General features: G+C 41.2%; 15 protein-coding genes. 13 read left to right on the top strand and 2 right to left on the bottom strand.

The window, feature by feature from the left end:
- Positions 1-240: 240 nt before the first annotated feature.
- From dapF to T501_RS02735, 4 genes are all read left to right on the top strand, one after another.
- The gene (dapF, locus tag T501_RS02720) at positions 241-1,107 is read left to right on the top strand and encodes a diaminopimelate epimerase (protein ID WP_044913111.1); all 867 of its coding nucleotides are present in this window, start codon (positions 241-243) and stop codon (positions 1,105-1,107) included.
- A 229-nt stretch (positions 1,108-1,336) separates the two neighbouring features.
- Positions 1,337-1,789 carry an ACT domain-containing protein gene (locus T501_RS02725; RefSeq protein ID WP_026511907.1) on the top strand — a complete coding sequence of 151 codons (453 nt, stop codon included), beginning with the start codon at positions 1,337-1,339 and terminating at the stop codon, positions 1,787-1,789.
- A 127-nt stretch (positions 1,790-1,916) separates the two neighbouring features.
- Entirely contained in the window at positions 1,917-3,122 is a 1,206-nt protein-coding gene (locus T501_RS02730; RefSeq protein WP_026511908.1) for a homoserine dehydrogenase, read from the top strand.
- Between the two features lie 51 nt (positions 3,123-3,173).
- Positions 3,174-4,493: an aspartate kinase gene (locus T501_RS02735; RefSeq protein WP_044913114.1), complete on the top strand. Its 1,320-nt coding sequence runs from the start codon at positions 3,174-3,176 to the stop codon at positions 4,491-4,493.
- 65 nt (positions 4,494-4,558) lie between these two features.
- On the opposite strand, the gene T501_RS02740 is transcribed toward T501_RS02735, so the two are convergent.
- Positions 4,559-5,311, bottom strand: coding sequence for a hypothetical protein (locus T501_RS02740; RefSeq protein ID WP_026511910.1), 753 nt, complete (start codon positions 5,309-5,311; stop codon positions 4,559-4,561).
- Positions 5,312-5,524: 213 nt separating this feature from the next.
- On the opposite strand from T501_RS02740, the gene T501_RS02745 reads away from it, so the two are divergent.
- The 5 genes from T501_RS02745 to T501_RS02765 all read left to right on the top strand — a co-directional run bounded on the left by T501_RS02745 (position 5,525) and on the right by T501_RS02765 (position 13,124).
- The gene (locus T501_RS02745) at positions 5,525-6,034 is read left to right on the top strand and encodes a DUF6106 family protein (protein WP_044913116.1); all 510 of its coding nucleotides are present in this window, start codon (positions 5,525-5,527) and stop codon (positions 6,032-6,034) included.
- Between the two features lie 14 nt (positions 6,035-6,048).
- Entirely contained in the window at positions 6,049-7,503 is a 1,455-nt protein-coding gene (gene guaB / locus T501_RS02750; RefSeq protein WP_026511912.1) for an IMP dehydrogenase, read from the top strand.
- Between the two features lie 265 nt (positions 7,504-7,768).
- Positions 7,769-10,435, top strand: coding sequence for a bifunctional diguanylate cyclase/phosphodiesterase (locus T501_RS02755; RefSeq protein ID WP_044913118.1), 2,667 nt, complete (start codon positions 7,769-7,771; stop codon positions 10,433-10,435).
- A 118-nt stretch (positions 10,436-10,553) separates the two neighbouring features.
- Positions 10,554-12,215: a glutamine--tRNA ligase/YqeY domain fusion protein gene (locus T501_RS02760; RefSeq protein WP_044913119.1), complete on the top strand. Its 1,662-nt coding sequence runs from the start codon at positions 10,554-10,556 to the stop codon at positions 12,213-12,215.
- 42 nt (positions 12,216-12,257) lie between these two features.
- Positions 12,258-13,124, top strand: a complete 867-nt coding sequence (locus tag T501_RS02765; RefSeq protein ID WP_044913121.1) for a DUF2225 domain-containing protein — start codon at positions 12,258-12,260, stop codon at positions 13,122-13,124.
- A 65-nt stretch (positions 13,125-13,189) separates the two neighbouring features.
- On the opposite strand, the gene T501_RS02770 is transcribed toward T501_RS02765, so the two are convergent.
- A complete protein-coding gene (locus tag T501_RS02770) occupies positions 13,190-13,540 on the bottom strand; it encodes a hypothetical protein (protein ID WP_050008091.1) in 351 nt (116 codons plus the stop codon).
- A gap of 186 nt (positions 13,541-13,726) precedes the next feature.
- Here T501_RS02770 and T501_RS19870 point away from each other — a divergent pair, with 186 nt between their 5' ends.
- From T501_RS19870 to T501_RS02790, 4 genes are read left to right on the top strand one after another with little or no spacing between them, the layout of a single operon-like run.
- Positions 13,727-14,329, top strand: coding sequence for a TetR/AcrR family transcriptional regulator (locus T501_RS19870; RefSeq protein ID WP_049945788.1), 603 nt, complete (start codon positions 13,727-13,729; stop codon positions 14,327-14,329).
- Positions 14,330-14,365: 36 nt separating this feature from the next.
- Complete coding sequence (locus tag T501_RS02780; protein ID WP_044913123.1) at positions 14,366-15,292, top strand: carbohydrate kinase family protein; 927 nt, start codon at positions 14,366-14,368, stop codon at positions 15,290-15,292.
- A 45-nt stretch (positions 15,293-15,337) separates the two neighbouring features.
- On the top strand, positions 15,338-16,873 hold the full coding sequence (gene malQ, locus T501_RS02785; protein ID WP_026510627.1) for a 4-alpha-glucanotransferase: 1,536 nt from the start codon (positions 15,338-15,340) through the stop codon (positions 16,871-16,873).
- Complete coding sequence (locus T501_RS02790) at positions 16,866-17,906, top strand: LacI family DNA-binding transcriptional regulator (RefSeq protein WP_026510626.1); 1,041 nt, start codon at positions 16,866-16,868, stop codon at positions 17,904-17,906. Before malQ ends, T501_RS02790 begins: the two co-directional genes overlap by 8 nt.
- The last annotated feature ends 9 nt before the right edge of the window (positions 17,907-17,915 follow it).

Here is a 17,915-nt window from a genome sequence, read left to right on the forward strand (position 1 = left end):
ATCACCAAAATGTAACGAGTATAATCGTAGCTAAGTATAGCATCGGATATCGTAGGATTTGCTTAGAACACGGGCTACGGAGAGGTTTTTGGGGGTAAACAGGCAAGAAAGTGATCCGGTTATTTAAGAAATAATGTTCCGGTACCGTCCGGGAATGCGAAGCATGACTGAGTGACTGTACTGGCAGCAGATAGGTCTTGATCAGACAAAACTTTTATTTAAGATGAGGAGAATTGATTTATGCACTTTACAAAAATGCACGGCTGCGGAAACGATTATATTTACATAGATGGCAGCAAGGAAAAAGTTGAAAAAGAAGATAAGCCTGATCTTGTCAGATTGTTAAGTGACAGACATTTTGGAATCGGCGGAGATGGCGTTATTTTCATAAACACAATAGGGGATGAGCAGGCTGATTTTGAGATGGAAATGTACAATGCAGACGGTTCATATTCTGAGATGTGCGGAAACGGAATCCGCTGCGTTGCAAAATTCGTTTATGATAAGGGACTTACAGACAAGAAAAAGCTGCGCATTGTAAGTGGAGGCAGAGTAAGAATCCTTGATCTTAAGACAGAGGATGGTATGGTTACAAGTGTCAGAGTAAACATGGGTGCACCTATACTCACACCTTCAGAGATTCCTGTAAAGCTTCCTGACGAAAAGGCCATGAAGAAAAATGAAGTTGTCAATTATCCCATCAAAGTAATGGACAAGGAATATTCAGTGACATGTGTATCTATGGGTAATCCCCACGCAGTTGTTTTCTTTAACAGAGGTGAGGACATAGATTCATTGAATCTTGAAAAAATTGGCCCCAGATTTGAGCATCATTCTTTCTTTCCGAAGGGGATAAATACAGAGTTTGTTTCCATAGATGACCGTGAAAACGTGCATATGCGTGTATGGGAGCGTGGTACGGGAGAAACCCTTGCCTGCGGAACAGGGTGCTGCGCAACTGTTGTTGCATGTGTGCTTAACGACCATACCTCAGACAATATAACAGTTCATGTCAGAGGCGGAGAAATAAAATGTAAATGGGACAGGGAACAGAATGTGGTTTACATGACCGGTCCTGCAACTACTGTATTTGAAGGAGATGTGTAATGCATCTCCTTTTTTATCCATTGCGAGAAAATGTTTTGACAAGTTTTCGTATTTTAACAATTTAAAACGTTAAAGTGCTTGCATTGTATTTTGTTATGTGATAATATCGTTCATGGACGCACAAATGTCCGCGGTACAAAAACAAAACACAAAAATGTTTTTGACTCAGACATATTGATCATATGTGCGTGGTAAATCTTACAACAATCTTCCATGAGGAAATATTATTATGAAAGAAGAAACAGCATACTACGTGCTGAAAAAGCAGGCTGTGCCGGATGTTTTGCTAAAGGTGCTTGAAGCTAAGAAGCTTATAGACACCGGTAAATGCAAAACGGTTAATGAGGCAGCAGAGAGGCTTGGTATCAGCAGAAGCTCTTTCTATAAATACAAAGACGATATATACGAATTCCACGACAGTCTGCAGGGAACAACACTTACGTTAAATCTCCAGATGGATGACGAGTTGGGAGTTCTGTCGGATGTTCTTAGGATAATATCAGGCTGCGGAGCCAATATCCTGACGGTGCATCAGGCGATTCCCTATAACGGGGTTGCGGCGTTGTCGGTTGGAATACAGGTTTTACCCACCACCAGCGATATGGCTGACATGATTGGCAAATTACAGTCAGCATCAAAAGTACATAACGTACAGATAATCGGAAGAAATGCAGAGGTTTGAGAAACTGAAGCTTCGGAGCGCTTATGCAGATTTGTGCAGGACTGGTACAACTTCATGAATGCAATAAGAATTGCGCTCAATAACAATATATGAGGATGAAAAAATTATCTAGCAGGAGGAAATCAAAATGGCAAAGATTGCAGTATTAGGTTACGGCACGGTTGGAAGCGGTGTCGCTGAGGTTCTGGATGTTAATGGAGCCTGTGTTGAGGATAGCGCAGGTGAGGCAATAGATATTAAATATATACTGGATCTTCGTGATTTTCCCGGGGATAAGCATGAGAGCCAGGTTGTACACGATTTTGATGTAATCCTGAATGACCCTGAGATCGAGGTTGTCTGCGAGACTATGGGAGGTATAGAGCCTGCTTTTACTTTTGAGAAGAAGGCGCTTGAGAGCGGCAAGAGCGTATGCACTTCCAACAAAGAGCTGGTAGCTGCTCATGGACCTGAGCTTGTGGAGCTTGCGAAGAAGAACAATGTAAGCTATCTTTTCGAAGCAAGTGTAGGCGGCGGAATACCCGTTCTTCGTTCAATGAATGATTCCATAAGACATGAGAGACTTGATTCCATCACCGGAATCCTCAATGGTACAACCAATTACATTCTCACAAAAATGGATCAGGAGGGAGCTGATTTTGACAGCGTCCTTAAGGCAGCACAGGATAAAGGCTATGCTGAAAGGAATCCCGAGGCAGATATAGAAGGATACGATGCCTGCAGAAAGACAGCGATCCTTGCATCAATTATGAGCGGACAGTTTGTAAAATACGAGGACATCTACACTGAGGGGATCACTAAAATTACCGGTGAAGATTTCGAGTATGCCAGAAGCATGAATATGGCGATCAAGCTTCTTGGAAGCTGCAGAAGAAAGGATGATAAGTTCTTTGCGATGGTTGCTCCGTTCCTTATTCCTTTTGATGAGGCGCTCGCTAATGTTAATGGAGTCTTCAATGCAATCAGTCTTCATGGGAACATGCTCGGTGATGTGATGTATTACGGCAAAGGCGCAGGTAAGAAAGCAACAGCATCAGCGGTGGTTGCGGATGTGATTGATATCGTAAGACATAAAGGAAAGCACATTGACTGGAATCTCAGAAACGTTCCTGCTGAGGTGGCTTCAATAAATGATGATATCAGAGTCTTCTTTGTAAGATGTGATGCATCCGGCGAAAATAGTGCTAAAGAGCTTTTCGGAGAAGTTAATGCAGTAACTGCTAAAAACGTTGAAGGTGAATTTGCTTTTGTCACACCTGAGATGAAGGAAAAAGACTTCAGGGAAAAATTCGAGAAGCTTGATGGAGCAAAGAGCTATCTTAGATTATTGTGATTTTGCATGAATTAAAAATTTTTATTTATAGATGAGGAGATTTTTGAAAAAATGAGCAAGGTAGTAAAATTCGGTGGTAGCTCATGCGCCGATGCAAAGCAGTTTCAGAAGGTTGGTGATATCGTAAGGGCTGACAAGGAGCGCAGATATGTGGTTGTATCTGCTCCGGGAAAAAGAACAAACCTTGATACAAAGGTTACGGATATGCTCTATCAGACTTACGAGCTGGCTGAAAAAGGAAAGGATTTTTCAAAGGAACTTGCAGCAATCGAGAGCAGATTCAATGAGATTATTAAAGGTCTTAAATTAAAGCTTTCTCTCAAAGAGGAGTTTGAGGAAATTGAAAAGAATTTTAAGGCTAAAGCCGGAAGCGACTATGCAGCGTCAAGAGGTGAATACTTAAACGGTAAGATAATGGCGCAGTACCTTGGATTTGAATATATTGATCCTGCTGAAGTTGTTTTATTTGATGAAGACGGAAGCTTTGATGCCGAAATCACAAACCGCAGAATGGCAAAGAGACTTGCAGGTGTTGAGAATGCGGTTGTTTCAGGATTCTATGGAGCTTATGAAGATGGAAGAATCAAGACTTTCTCAAGGGGTGGCTCAGACATAACAGGATCAATCATTGCCAGAGCAATACATGCGGATGTTTATGAGAACTGGACAGATGTTTCCGGATTCCTTGTAGCAGATCCGAGAATCATTGACAGACCTGCTCAGATTGAGACAATCACATACACAGAGCTTCGAGAGCTTGCATATATGGGTGCTTCGGTTCTTCATGAGGATGCAATCTTCCCTGTAAGAAAAGAGGGGATTCCGATCAACATCAGAAATACAAACAGACCGGAGGATAGTGGAACCTGGATCGTTGAGTCAACTGCCAAGAAGTCAAAGTTTACAATCACAGGTATTGCCGGAAGAAAAGGCTTCTGCTGTGTGAATATCCTTAAGGATATGATGAACTCTGAGATAGGATTTGTAAGAAAGGTTCTTCAGGCATTTGAAGATCAGCACATTTCCATTGAACATGTTCCGTCAGGAATCGACACCATGACAGTTTTCGTTGAACAGAACGAATTCATAGACAAGGAACAGGCTGTTGTTTCTGAGATCCATCGCCTTGCAAAACCTGATCTTCTTGAGATTGAATCAGACCTGGCCCTCATCGCAGTGGTTGGCCGTGGAATGAAGAGACAGCGCGGAACAGCCGCAAGAATATTCTCAGCTTTGGCTCATGTAAATGTAAACTGCCGAATGATCGATCAGGGCTCTTCAGAGCTTAACATCATCATTGGAGTTGAGAATCGTGATTTTGAAAAAGCAATAAAAGCTATATACGATATTTTCGTAATGACACAGCTTTAATATCGAACATAAAAAGGAGCACCTTTATTGGGTGCTCCTGATTTTTTGAAATGATTTTGGAAAAATTATTTTAAAAGATATCTTATGAAATCTGCTGCGGTTTCTGATCTTTCACTTGCTGTTGCAAGTCCTATTATGGGAGCTTGTCCGGGATAGTAGGAAATGGCAGTAAGATGCGGGTTATCCTTAAGTATGATTCCGACAGGGATAAGCTCTGACGGATCAGATACCGGAAGATCCTCTTTTTTTGATGATTCGGGATTTAAGGCATCGTTCTCTAATTCACTATAGGGTTGATTGCTGTGATACTGCGCGGGATCAACGTAAAATACCAGATCTCCAAGGGCGTTCAGTTCGCTTTCTGTAAAGTATTCTCTTAAGTCAACGAACATTTCATTTTTAGAATAGTTATCAAAAATAGTTTCGTCTGCCATTATGAGGTCCAGGTCTTTGGCAGCAATCATAGCGTAGATTCTCTCTGAATTTGCTATGGTATACTGGTCGGGATTTTGCATATCTATTGTCGATGATGCGTCAATTGAAATATTAAATTTTGTTGTGTCGATACCCTCATATTCAGCAAAGCCGGCTATCAGAGTATCGGGTTCCTCCATGCTTGCGGTGTTTACAAAAGTCGCTGAAAGTGCATAGGGCTTTTGAGATGTAATATCATGTACAAGTGATATGATTGTAGCCAGTGCTATAACTCCAACAATTACATGAATCTTGTAGTAATCCCAAAAATAATCCCAGTGAGCTTTAAACCCCATACCTTTCAAGGCTTGCCACTGGTTTCGTTTTTCTTCGTTGATATTCATTTTTTCTGTTTCTCCTTAAACTAACGTTAGTCTATTATATGACTAACTCCGATAGGATGCCAGTACCGTTATCTACACATTTTGTTAATGGCCGGCTCCTTAAAAACACCCTGTCAGGAATTTTTTTCATTAACTTTAAATTCGATTCTTGACGAGCGATTACAGTTAATATATCATAACGTTTAAAAAATATGGAAGGGAAAGTGCAAAAAAATGATGAATGACAATAGCTATGTTGAGCTCTTGATTGCCAGAAAGTCTCAGCCACTTATGGTATTTCTTAAGTATCTGACAATTCTAATGGCAGTATTTTCATTTCTTTTGGGGTTCTTGAGCGGCAATATTTTATTCATGATCCTTTTTGTCGCATTTGCAGTGGGAGCATATTTTATTTCACTCAATGCATCGATCGAGTTTGAATATCAGTATTGTGAGCGAGAGATTACAGTCGATAAAATTCTTAACAAGAGTAAGAGAAAAAGGGTAGCAACTTTCGAAACAGAGCGTATGGAAGTTATAGCGCCATCTAGGTCCTATCATCTGGACGAATATCGTAATAAAGACAATTATAGAAAACTTGATTTTTCATCAGGTGAGGTGCAGCAGCCTGATGTAACATATACAATGTATTATGACGGTAGGGAAAAAGTTATACTTGAACCTAACAAAGAGCTTATTGATGCGTTGAAAAACGTTGCACCACGTAAAGTATTCACTGACTGAAAAAGGAGATAATAATGGGACAGATTATTGGCGAAGGAATTACATTTGATGACGTACTTTTGGTACCTGCATATTCACAGGTGGTACCTAATATGATTGATGTTAGTACACATCTCACAAAGAAGCTGAGACTGAACATTCCTATGATGAGTGCAGGTATGGATACTGTTACGGAACATAGAATGGCTATTGCTATGGCTCGTCAGGGCGGAATCGGTATTATTCACAAAAACATGTCAATCGAAGCTCAGGCTGATGAGGTAGACAAGGTTAAGAGATCAGAAAATGGAGTTATCACTGATCCTTTTTCACTTTCACCCGATCATACACTTGCAGATGCTGATGCACTTATGGCAAAATTCCGTATTTCAGGTGTTCCGATCACTGAGGGAAGAAAGCTTGTTGGAATTATTACAAACAGAGATCTTAAGTTTGAGCAGAACTTTGATCAGAAAATCCGTGCAGTTATGACTAGTGAAAATCTTGTAACTGCAAAGGCTGGTATCACACTTGAGGAAGCAAAGCAGATCCTTGGAAAATCCAAGAAGGAGAAGCTCCCTCTTGTAGATGATGATTACAATCTTGTAGGACTTATTACAATCAAAGATATTGAGAAGACAATAAAGTATCCTCTTGCTGCAAAGGACGATCAGGGAAGACTTCTCTGTGGAGCAGGTGTCGGAATCAGTGCCAACGTTCTTGACCGTGTAGGTGCACTTGTTGATGCAAAGGTTGACTGTGTAGTTCTTGATTCAGCTCATGGACATTCTGAGAACGTGCTCAGATGTCTGAGAATGATCAAGGAGAAATATCCTGATCTTCAGGTTGTAGCAGGTAATGTTGCAACAGCAGCTGCTACAAAGGCACTTATTGAGGCTGGCGCTGATGCAGTTAAGGTTGGTATCGGACCCGGATCTATCTGTACAACCCGTGTAGTTGCAGGTATTGGTGTTCCTCAGGTATCCGCTATTATGGATTGCTATTCTGTAGCAAAAGAATACGGTATTCCGATTATTGCAGACGGTGGTATCAAGTACTCAGGTGATATCACAAAGGCAGTAGCTGCAGGCGGTAGCGTTGTAATGATGGGTTCAATGTTTGCAGGCTGTGATGAGGCTCCCGGTGATTTTGAACTTTTCCAGGGAAGAAAATATAAAGTATATCGTGGCATGGGTTCAATCTCAGCTATGGAGAACGGCTCTAAGGATCGTTATTTCCAGGAAGGTGCTAAGAAGCTTGTACCTGAAGGAGTTGAGGGACGTGTTGCATACAAAGGAACTGTTGAAGATACAGTATTCCAGCTTATCGGCGGTTTGAGAGCCGGCATGGGATATTGCGGATGCGAGACTATCCCTGAGCTTAATGAAAACGGAAAGTTCATCAAGATGACAAGCGCTGCACTTAAGGAAAGCCATCCTCATGATATTCATATCACTAAGGAAGCACCTAACTATAGCGTTGACGAATAATTTTAATTTTGATATTTTACGCCTTCTTCTGTTATGGAAGAAGGCGTTTTTTGTTCAATAGGAAATTCCTTCGGATTTCCTATTGAATAAAAAGCGCTCCGCTATGGATGCGACTGGTGCGCAGATGAATTTTGCAAGCTAAAGCTTGCGCGCACCAGCGCGCAAAGAGTCGCGAGCGACTCTTTGTTCTCAAAAATTAAGTCATCGATTATCTCTGAAGAAGTGGTATAATAGACTTCAAAGAATCTTAAGGAGAGTACATCTTTTGGAGCCAGCCAGCACAAAGAATTCCGGTAATTATATAAAGATTAAGGATAAAGAGCTTCGAAGATGGCAGGATAGTTTTGCTGCCATGTCTGGAGTGTATTTGTGCTGCCTTGATTCTAAAGGTGAAAAGATAACTGATTATTCAGGAGATCTTTTGGAAATCCCGACTATAAAAAGAGCAGTGGATGATATTCATATCAGGAATATTTTTCAGAGGGTGACAGAAGGAGACCTGGAGGATCAGGCGGTAGAGCGTACCACCATTCCTAATTTACGGGTCGCAGCCGTGGCTGCCAAGCTTGATGGTAAGGCGCAGGTTGTGTGGATCGTATGCGCAGTTTTAAAGGATGCGGAATATGAGCCGGAGTTATATACTGAGTCACCTATAACAGATTTTTCATATATGACAACGGAGAAAGAATTCTATAACTCACTTGATTTTCTGCGTGTCACATCGCTTGCAGTTGTCAGGGCTCTGAAATCCGAGAATCAGGCAGCAGCTTCAACTGCTGAGAATTTTAAACGCACGGAGGATTTCAAGGTTTCCTTCCACAGAGCTGAGCTCATGACGGAAATCGTATCACTTCTCGATAGCGATGATGAGATAGAGGATATTATGACGCAGATACTTATGAAGATCTGCGAATATCTTGATATAAGCAATGCTTTTATCTGCCGGATGCACACTGAAGATGATCTGATGGACATAGTAGTTCAGTGGACAGGGCAGGATATATACAGATTGTTTGAAGAGGACAGGGATCTTGAGAAGTGCTGGTTCCTGGGCAGGAATCATATGGTTGCGGTATCACCGAGCACCACTATGAATTCCGGAGAAAAGGAACAGTTGGAAGACCTTGGAATCAAGGCTGTTGTGTCGGTTCCGATTTCAATATCCGATCAGACACCTTTTTATGCATGTTTTGCTGAGACAAGAGAGGATAAGAGGAACAGAGACTGGATCGTTGATGACATAAAATTTATCAATGATTCTATCAAAATCCTTCAGAACATCATAACGAAGAGGCTTCAGAAGAATTCAATAGCCAGCTCTTTTCAGTCATTGGAAGCTGTCCTTGATAATGTGGGAAGTTCAATTTATGTCCGCTGCATGAAAACGGATGAACTTCTTTTTGCCAACAGAAGTCTTAAAAAGCATTTTGCAAAAGAACTGCAGAAAAACACACTTAAAGAATTGTTTGAGGGAAATATTCCTCCTCGTTCCCACAGCGGGAACTATGAGATTTATTACGAAGCAAAGGAACGCTGGTATGATCTTTATTACACCCGGATAAAATGGGTTGATGGAAGACTTGTTTCTTTGTGTGCGATTTATGAGATAACCGAGAAAAAAATATATCAAAAGCGGATCGAACAACAGGCTTACACCGATTTTTTGACAGGACTTTTCAACAGACTATGCTGTGAACGGGACCTTGTAACCTATGTTGATCAGGCTAAAAGGAATAATTCCAAGGGTATGCTGATGTATCTCGACCTCGATGATTTCAAGAAAATCAATGATGGCCTGGGACATCAGTATGGCGATGTGCTTTTACAGGATATTTCCTCTGCGATAAAGAGTATCGATGGAGTTCAGAATTCATGCTATAGGATGGGCGGCGATGAATTTGTAATCATAGTTCCGCCGGAGAGCTATAACAAGCTCGATAGCATTCTGGAGGAGATAAGAAGAGTTTTTGCGACGCCCTGGTATCTGAAGGATGGCGAGTATTACTGCACTATGAGTATGGGTACGGTTGAATTCCCTACTGCAGGTGATACGGTTGAGGAGCTTATAAGGAAATCTGATATTGCAATGTATGAGGCCAAGAAGTCCGGAAAGAACAGGATCTCACAGTATTCAGAGAGCATTGATGCATCAACGATAAGACGCCTTGACATGGAAAAAGCCATGTATAAAGCAGTTGAAGATAATTGCAAGGAATTCACTGTACACTTCCAGCCAATGATGGATATTCTGGGGAATAAGCCAAAACTTGTGGCTGCAGAGGCTTTTGTCAGATGGAACAGCAAAATCCTTGGTAATGTGAGCCCCGGAGAGTTTATTTCTCTTGCTGAGTATCTGGGACTTATCAATCCGATTGGAGAGCATGTGTTCAGGGAAGCAGCCAAGTGCTGTGGCAAATGGAGTAAAAAGTTAAAGCGGAAGATAAATATACATGTAAATATGTCTGTAGTGCAGCTTATGCAGCCTGATATATCAGATAAGCTTAAGTCAGCTGTGGAAGATGCCGGCATAGAGCCAAGACAACTCATACTCGATGTGAGAGAGGCGCTTACAATGAACAACACTGAGCGTACTAAGGGAGCGATGGAAAACATCAGTAAGCTTGGAGTGAGACTTTGTCTTGACGATTTTGGAACAGGCTACAGCTCAATAAGCGGCCTCCGGGCTCTTCCTTTTGCAGCGGTGAAGATAGACAGGACAATCTCCTCGGTTCTTGGAAAGCAGGAATATGCCCGTTCTCTTATTGCATCTTTGATGGATTTATCCGGAGCAATCGGTGCTAAAGTATGTGTCGAGGGTGTGGAAAACGGGGAACAGGTAAAAATCCTCAAGGAACTTAATGTCCCGCTCAGTCAGGGTGAGTTTTTCGGAAAAGCCTTGCCTTCTGAGGAGTTTGAGAAAAAATATATTTAATGATATGATAATGGCAGTATTTGAAGAGCTGCGATGTGGTATCAGGCTATGAAGCCTTATGCACAGCGGCTTTAAAAGATATTTTAACAAATTATACTAGGAAGTTGGATTTACAAACATGGCAGATGAATCAAGAAATTTTATTGAACAGGAAATTGATAAGGACTTAAAGGAGGGCGTTTACGATCACGTCGTGACAAGATTTCCTCCGGAGCCGAATGGCTTTTTACATATAGGTCATGCTAAGAGTATCTTATTAAACTACGGACTTGCCAAGGAATATAACGGCAAGTTCAATATGAGATTTGACGATACGAACCCCACAAAGGAAAAGTCAGAATTCATGGACGCTATCATTGAGGACGTGAAGTGGCTTGGGGCTGATTATGAGGACAGACTTTATCATGCATCTGATTACTTTGATGAGATGTATGAGAATGCTGTTAAACTCATTAAAAAAGGCAAGGCATATGTTTCAGAGCTTACTGCCGATGAAATGAGAGAGTACAGAGGAACTCTCACGGAGCCCGGTAAAAATGATCCTAACAGGGACAGAAGTGTAGAGGAGAACTTAAGACTCTTTGAAGAAATGAAGAGCGGTAGTGTGCCGGATGGTGCTATGACACTCAGAGCAAAGATAGATATGGCATCACCTAATATCAACATGCGTGATCCGATCATCTACAGAGTGGCACATATGACACATGCCCGTACCGGTGATAAGTGGTGCATTTATCCCATGTATGATTTTGCTCATCCCATCGAGGATGCTGTGGAAGGAATTACACATTCCATCTGTACATTGGAATTTGAAGATCACAGACCGCTGTATGACTGGGTTAAGATTGAGTGCGGATATGAGAATCCTCCGCGTCAGATCGAGTTTGCCAAGCTTTATCTTCAGAATGTGGTAACAGGAAAAAGATATATTAAGAAGCTTGTTGAAGACGGAATAGTAGATGGATGGGATGATCCCAGACTTGTTTCCATAGCTGCTTTAAGACGCCGCGGTTTCACACCTGAATCAATTCAGAAATTTGTTGAGCTTTGCGGAGTAAGTAAGGCTAATTCCACAGCGGATTACGCTATGCTTGAGTACTGTATCCGTGAAGACTTAAAGCCCAAGGCTAAGAGAATGATGGCTATCCTTGATCCGGTTAAGCTTGTTATTGACAACTATCCGGAGGGACAGATTGAGATGCTTCCCATTGAGAACAATAAGGAAGCCCCGGAGCTTGGAAGCAGAGAGATTCCGTTTGGAAAGGAACTCTGGATTGAGCGTGAAGACTTCATGGAGGAACCTCCGAAGAAGTACTTCAGATTGTTCCCCGGCAATGAAGTTCGTCTCATGAATGCTTATTTCGTGACCTGTACAGGATGTGTTAAGGATGAAAACGGTGTTGTTACCGAGATTCACTGCACCTATGATTCTGAGACAAAGGGCGGAGACAGCCCGGATGGAAGAAAGGTAAAGGGTACAATTCATTGGGTATCTGCTGATAAATGTGGTGAAGCAGAGGTTCGCCTCTATGAGAACATCATTGATGAGACTAAGGGCGTTTACAATGATGATGGATCACTTAATTTGAATCCTAATTCCATCACAATAATTAAAAATGCAAAGCTTGAGCCGGAACTTATGGAAGCAAAGGCTTATGATAAATTCCAGTTTGTAAGAAACGGATTTTTCTGTGTTGACAACAAGGACTCTAAGGATGGAGCACCTGTATTCAACAGAATAGTTTCACTCAAGAGTTCATTCGTATTACCTAAGGCATAAATATTGAATTCTTAACATAGTGTTTATATGAGGGAAAATGTCATGGGATTTTTGGACGGATTAAAAAAATTTGGTCTCGGCGCTTTGGACTTGGAAGAGGAAGAACTTTTTGAAGAACCAAAAAAGAAGGTAGAGCCAAAAAAGCAAGAGCCTCCTAAGTCTGTTTCAACCATTGATGAATCCACGCTTGTTTATGACAGAAAGTATACCTGCCCGATATGTGAGGCACCGTTTGTGGCCAAAACTCTTAAATCAGGAAAGGTCAGGATGAGCAGGCAGGATGTGGATTTAAGGCCTGTTTATAAAGAAATTGATCCCATAAAATATGACATAGTAAGCTGCCCCGAGTGTGGCTATTCGGTTTTGGCAAAGCATTTTGGAAATCTGACTAAATTTCAGACTGATGCCGTAAGAGGCAAGATCAGCGAGAACTATAAGCGAAAGGAATATAAAGATCCGATCTATTCCTACGAGGAAGCGAGAATCCGTTATGAGCTTGCCATTGCAACTGCTATGGTCAAAAAGTCCAAGTTTTCAGAAAAAGCATATTTATGCCTGAAAATGGCATGGCTTATTCGAGGAGAGACGGAACATCTTGATCCTGAAAGTCCTGAGTATGAAGAAAAAAAGAAATCCAATCAGGAGGAAGAGAAGGAATTCTTAAAAAAAGCTCTTGATGGATTTGAACTTGCCAGAATGAAAGAAGCCCAGATTGAAGGGATGGATGAAGCTACATTAGATTATCTTATGGCAGCCCTGGGATTGGAGATTGGAAATTACGACCTTTCAGTCAAACTGCTGGGGAATATAATCGGTTCCAGAACGGCAAATTCCAGAATTAAGGATAAAGCCAGAGATTTAAAAGATGTAGTTCTTCAGAAAGCAAAAGAAGAAAAGGAAAAATCGTAATATAAAAAATGCCGGAAGTTAATCTTCCGGCATTTTTATGATAAAGAAATTTCTTCAGAATTCCTTTAAACTGCTCCGTCGAGCTTTTTCAGGTCATTTACATCATCGTCGTCGTCATCATCAAAGAATTCCTCTGTCTTATCAGGAGTAGGTTCTTCGGAAGAAGACTGCTCAGAGTCATCGGACAAACTATCATCAGCATTTTCTGATTCACTGTTTGACAGATTTACGTAGCGACGCTTGAAAGGTCCGACAGCTTCATCGTCCTCAAAATCATCGAATTCATCAAAATCTTCAAAATCATCAAAGCCATCTGATAAATCATTATCCCTTTGAGTAAGATAGTAGTAGACACCTGCGGCGGCAGCGCCTGCAGCAGCTGCGAATAAAAACACTTTACCTAAATGCTTAGCCATGTTATCTCCCTTCATATGAAAATATTGGAAGTATTTAAATAAATATTTTCACTTGGTTCTGTCTTTTAAATTTTAATACAATTTATCAGATAAGAAAAGCATTTGAAGCGAAATCATTGAAAAAATACACTTAAAATGCTATATTGAAATGGACTAGTCCGGTCAATTTTAGGAGATACGTTTTTCATGAACGAAAAATTTTTTGATCTTAAAAAAGAAAAGCAGGATCGTATCATTAATGCTGCACTCAGGGCGTTTGCCCTTGGCGGATATATGCACGCCAGCACTGATGATATTGTCAAAATGGCAGGTATAAGCAAGGGACTTATTTTTCACTATTTTGAGACTAAGCTTGGATTGTATCAGTTTATTTATGATTACAGTATCCGTGTTATTAATTTGGAGATCACGACAGGAGTATCGAGGGATATCACCGATTTTTTCAAAATAAGAGAGGAAATTGAAAGAGTATTATCAATTTGCATGGGACAGTATCCGTATATTCAGCTTTTTTTATATAATGCAGGGATTGAGGATACGCCGGAAGCTGCATCGGCCATATTGCAGACAAGGCAGAACTACGAGGCGATGATACGCAGTATTCTCGACAGAGGTGATATAACAAGATTTAAACCGGAAGTGAACTATCAGATTATTGATGACATGATACAGATGGTAAATAAGGAAATTCTCGAAAGAATGTTCCGGGAGGGTGTTTTCCAGCCGGATGGCTATTATGAAGAGGTTTTGAAATACATGAACATGCTTCGTGCGATGTCGTACGATTAACAAACGGTTTAAAACCGGGTTTCAAAGGAGGCACACATGGGAAAATTCGTCGTAGCAGGTATCACGCAGGTCGAGACAATCGTTAGAGTCAGCAAGGTTCCGATAGAGTATGCACCGCTTACAACTGAGGTTAATTCCATTTACACTGGACTTGGTGGTGATGCTTACAATGAATCGTTGGCACTCAGATGGCTGGGTGATGAGGTTGAGTTTATGTCGATCATAGGGCGTGACAAATCTGTCGATGATCTTAATCCGCCCGGATCTAAGATTGAACTCTCTACACATTACGTTGTCCAGCAGATGGAGGAGACCCCTACCTGTGTAATTCTTTATGATAAAGAGCGCAGAAGACAGATATTTGAGGATATCAAGGATCTGCGCGACAAGGTTTACGATATGTCCATGTTCGCACCTCTTGCAGGTTGGGCTGATATGGTAGTTCTTGCAAATGCCAATTTCTGCAGGCCTTTTGCTGTTGCAGCGGCTGAGAATAATAAAAAGCTTGCTGTTAATATTCGAAATTTCTGCAGGGAAAAAGAAAAGTATAACAGAGATTTTCTTGATGCTGCATCCATACTTTATTTTTCGGATGATCAGCTTGAGGAAGATCCCTACGATTTTATAAGAGGAATCAGCAAAACCTATGGAACAGAGATAATAATTATGGGTCGCGGATCCAAGGGTGTTATTCTCTTTGACAAAAAGGGCGGTTTTATCGCTGATTATAAAACAGTTAAAACAAATGAAATAGTTAATACGGTTGGTGCAGGTAATGCATTATTTGCATGTTTTCTGCACTATTATCAGGAGACGGAGGATTCAGTCAACTCTATTAAGAATGCCCTTCTTTTCTCATCCTACAAGATTGGATATATGGGTACTTCCAATGGCTTCATGACTACAGAGCAGATGGAGCAGTGGCGTAACCTGATATGGGGTATTAGAGATAACGGACTATAATTCTTTTGGTTTCTTGAATCTGATTGAAAAAAAGGAATGAGGGACATGGCTAAAAAAGTAAAAAATAAAAGAGCATGCGGCGTGCTTATGCCGATTTTCAGTCTTCCGTCCAAATACGGAATTGGCGCCTTTTCAAAGGAAGCATACGAATTTGTGGATTTTCTTGCAAAAGCAGGTCAGAGTTACTGGCAGCTTTTACCACTTGGTCCTACAAGTTATGGTGATTCACCTTATCAGTCATTTTCAACCTATGCGGGAAATTCTTATTATGTAGACCTTGAAAAGCTGATCGACATGGGATTCCTGAAAAAGGAAGAAGTAGATAAGGTTAACTTTGGTGCTGATGAATTATCCGTAGATTATGAAAGACTTTTCAAGAAAAGATATGAAGTGCTTTATTCGGCATATGTGAATGCGGGGTTGTCTACAACCTCTACAAAGGAGCCTGTCCCTGAATTTAAGACAGAGTTTGATGCTTTTGTAAAGGAAAATGAAGACTGGCTTCCTGACTATGCTTTGTATATGGCATTAAAGCAGCGTTACAGCGGACTTAGCTGGATCGAGTGGCCCGAGGATCTGAAACTCAGAAAACCTGAGGCACTTGCGGAAGCTAAAAAGAAATATGAAGACATGATAGGACTGCATGAGTTCATCCAGTTCCTGTTCATGAAACAGTGGTTTGAATTAAAAAATTATGCCAACAAAAAAGGCATTGATATTATAGGCGATATTCCGATTTATGTTGCCTTTGACTCAGCTGATACCTGGGCTAATCCGGAGCTGTTCCAGCTTGATGAGGAGAATATGCCCATCGCGGTTGCGGGATGCCCGCCTGATGCTTTTAGTAAAACCGGACAGCTTTGGGGCAATCCTTTATATGATTGGGAATATCATGAGAAAACAGGCTTTAAGTGGTGGATGAATCGTATTAAAGGCTGCTACAAGCTTTATGATGTGGTAAGAATCGATCACTTCCGCGGTTTTGATGAATATTATTCAATTCCGTTTGGCGAACCTACTGCAGAGAACGGCAAGTGGGTTAAGGGACCCGGTTACAAGCTCTTTGAAGTTATGAAAAAAGAACTGGGAGAGCTCAGAGTTATTGCTGAGGATTTGGGATACCTCACACCTTCTGTTATAGCTCTTGTTAAGAGAACCAAGTTCCCGGGAATGAAGATATTGCAGTTTGCTTTTGATGCAAGAGAAGAGAGCGATTATCTTCCTCATAACTATGTTCAGAATAGTATTGTTTATACCGGAACACATGACAATGATACAACTCTTGGATGGTATAACACTATTCCGAGAACTGATAAGAATTTTGCAAAGAAGTACCTTAATATCAAGTCAAACAAAGGAGTAGTCTGGGAATTTATACGTGCATGCTTTTCCTCAGTTTCAAATACTGCAATTATTCCTATGCAGGATTATCTTGAACTTGGAAAAGAAGCCAGAATAAATACTCCGTCAACTCTTGGCAATAACTGGACATGGCGCATGAAGAGCGATGCATGTACTGATGAGCTCGCTGAGCGCATGCTTGATATGGCTAAGACTTACGGAAGAAGTGCGAATGTCTAAAATTACTATTGTTGATGTAGCAAAAAAATGCGGAGTCGGCGTCAGTACGGTGTCCAGGGTTATAAATGGACATCCGGATGTCAGTGCCAAGACCCGTGAAAAAATACAGGCTGTCATTAGAGAAACAGGTTTTGTTCCTAATGACAGCGCAAGAAATTTAAAGCGCACCGATGCTAAATGCATCGGTGTACTTATAAAGGGAGTTACTAATCCCTTTTTTTCTCCGATGATAGATATCATTGAGCAGGAAATAGACAGACAGAAATATGCTCTGGTTTTAAGGCATGTGGAGGCTGATCAGGAAGAAGCAGATATTGCGATGGAGCTTGAAACTGAGAAAAGACTTAGAGGAATCATATTTCTTGGAGGCGGTTCCGAGCAGTCAAGAGCAAAGCTTAGTGAGCTAAAAATACCTATGGTGTTTTCAACGATAGGCGCCTCATATCTTGGAGAAGGAGACAGGGCGGAGTTTTCAACAGTTTCTGTTGATGACAGGCTCGAAGCAATGCATATGACTCAGTATCTGATGAACCTGGGACATATGAAAATAGCTATAATTACGGAAGCAATGGGTCGAAGGTCTGTAGGACATCTGAGACTTGAAGGATATAGAGATGCTTTTGTTGACAGAAGGATGCCGGTGGATGATGATCTGATCTTCTACGTTGATCAGAACATGGAGCATTTTTCAGTAGAAAACGGATACAGAACAATGCAGAGGATGCTTTCCTCGGGAAAGGAATTCACTGCGGTTTTTTGTGCGACGGATTTGCTTGCAATAGGAGCGATGAGAGCAATAGCAGACGCCGGATTGAGAGTGCCTGAGGATATCAGTGTTTGCGGTTTTGACGGAATGCAGATCGGGAGATACATAAATCCAAGGCTTACGACGATCAGGCAACCTCTCGACCAGATTTCAAGAGAAACCGTTAAGCTTCTATTTGACATAATTGAATCCAGAAGCAGTCACCGTCATATTGTTTTTCCCGCAGAGCTTTCGGTCGGGGAGTCAACGGCAAAGCGTTTGGGATGAAAACTTAAT

It is taken from the genome of Butyrivibrio sp. WCE2006, from assembly GCF_000701985.1.
Taxonomy (GTDB): Bacteria; Bacillota; Clostridia; order Lachnospirales; family Lachnospiraceae; genus Butyrivibrio.

Excerpts from the sequence above, each read along its gene's own strand:
- dapF (WP_044913111.1), top strand. The coding sequence starts at position 241 with ATGCACTTTACAAAAATGCACGGCTGCGGAAACGATTATATTTACATA.
- T501_RS02725 (WP_026511907.1), top strand. The coding sequence starts at position 1,337 with ATGAAAGAAGAAACAGCATACTACGTGCTGAAAAAGCAGGCTGTGCCG.
- T501_RS02730 (WP_026511908.1), top strand. The coding sequence starts at position 1,917 with ATGGCAAAGATTGCAGTATTAGGTTACGGCACGGTTGGAAGCGGTGTC.
- T501_RS02735 (WP_044913114.1), top strand. The coding sequence starts at position 3,174 with ATGAGCAAGGTAGTAAAATTCGGTGGTAGCTCATGCGCCGATGCAAAG.
- T501_RS02740 (WP_026511910.1), bottom strand. The coding sequence starts at position 5,311 with ATGAATATCAACGAAGAAAAACGAAACCAGTGGCAAGCCTTGAAAGGT.
- T501_RS02745 (WP_044913116.1), top strand. The coding sequence starts at position 5,525 with ATGATGAATGACAATAGCTATGTTGAGCTCTTGATTGCCAGAAAGTCT.
- guaB (WP_026511912.1), top strand. The coding sequence starts at position 6,049 with ATGGGACAGATTATTGGCGAAGGAATTACATTTGATGACGTACTTTTG.
- T501_RS02760 (WP_044913119.1), top strand. The coding sequence starts at position 10,554 with ATGGCAGATGAATCAAGAAATTTTATTGAACAGGAAATTGATAAGGAC.
- T501_RS02765 (WP_044913121.1), top strand. The coding sequence starts at position 12,258 with ATGGGATTTTTGGACGGATTAAAAAAATTTGGTCTCGGCGCTTTGGAC.
- T501_RS02770 (WP_050008091.1), bottom strand. The coding sequence starts at position 13,540 with ATGGCTAAGCATTTAGGTAAAGTGTTTTTATTCGCAGCTGCTGCAGGC.
- T501_RS19870 (WP_049945788.1), top strand. The coding sequence starts at position 13,727 with ATGAACGAAAAATTTTTTGATCTTAAAAAAGAAAAGCAGGATCGTATC.
- T501_RS02780 (WP_044913123.1), top strand. The coding sequence starts at position 14,366 with ATGGGAAAATTCGTCGTAGCAGGTATCACGCAGGTCGAGACAATCGTT.
- malQ (WP_026510627.1), top strand. The coding sequence starts at position 15,338 with ATGGCTAAAAAAGTAAAAAATAAAAGAGCATGCGGCGTGCTTATGCCG.
- T501_RS02790 (WP_026510626.1), top strand. The coding sequence starts at position 16,866 with ATGTCTAAAATTACTATTGTTGATGTAGCAAAAAAATGCGGAGTCGGC.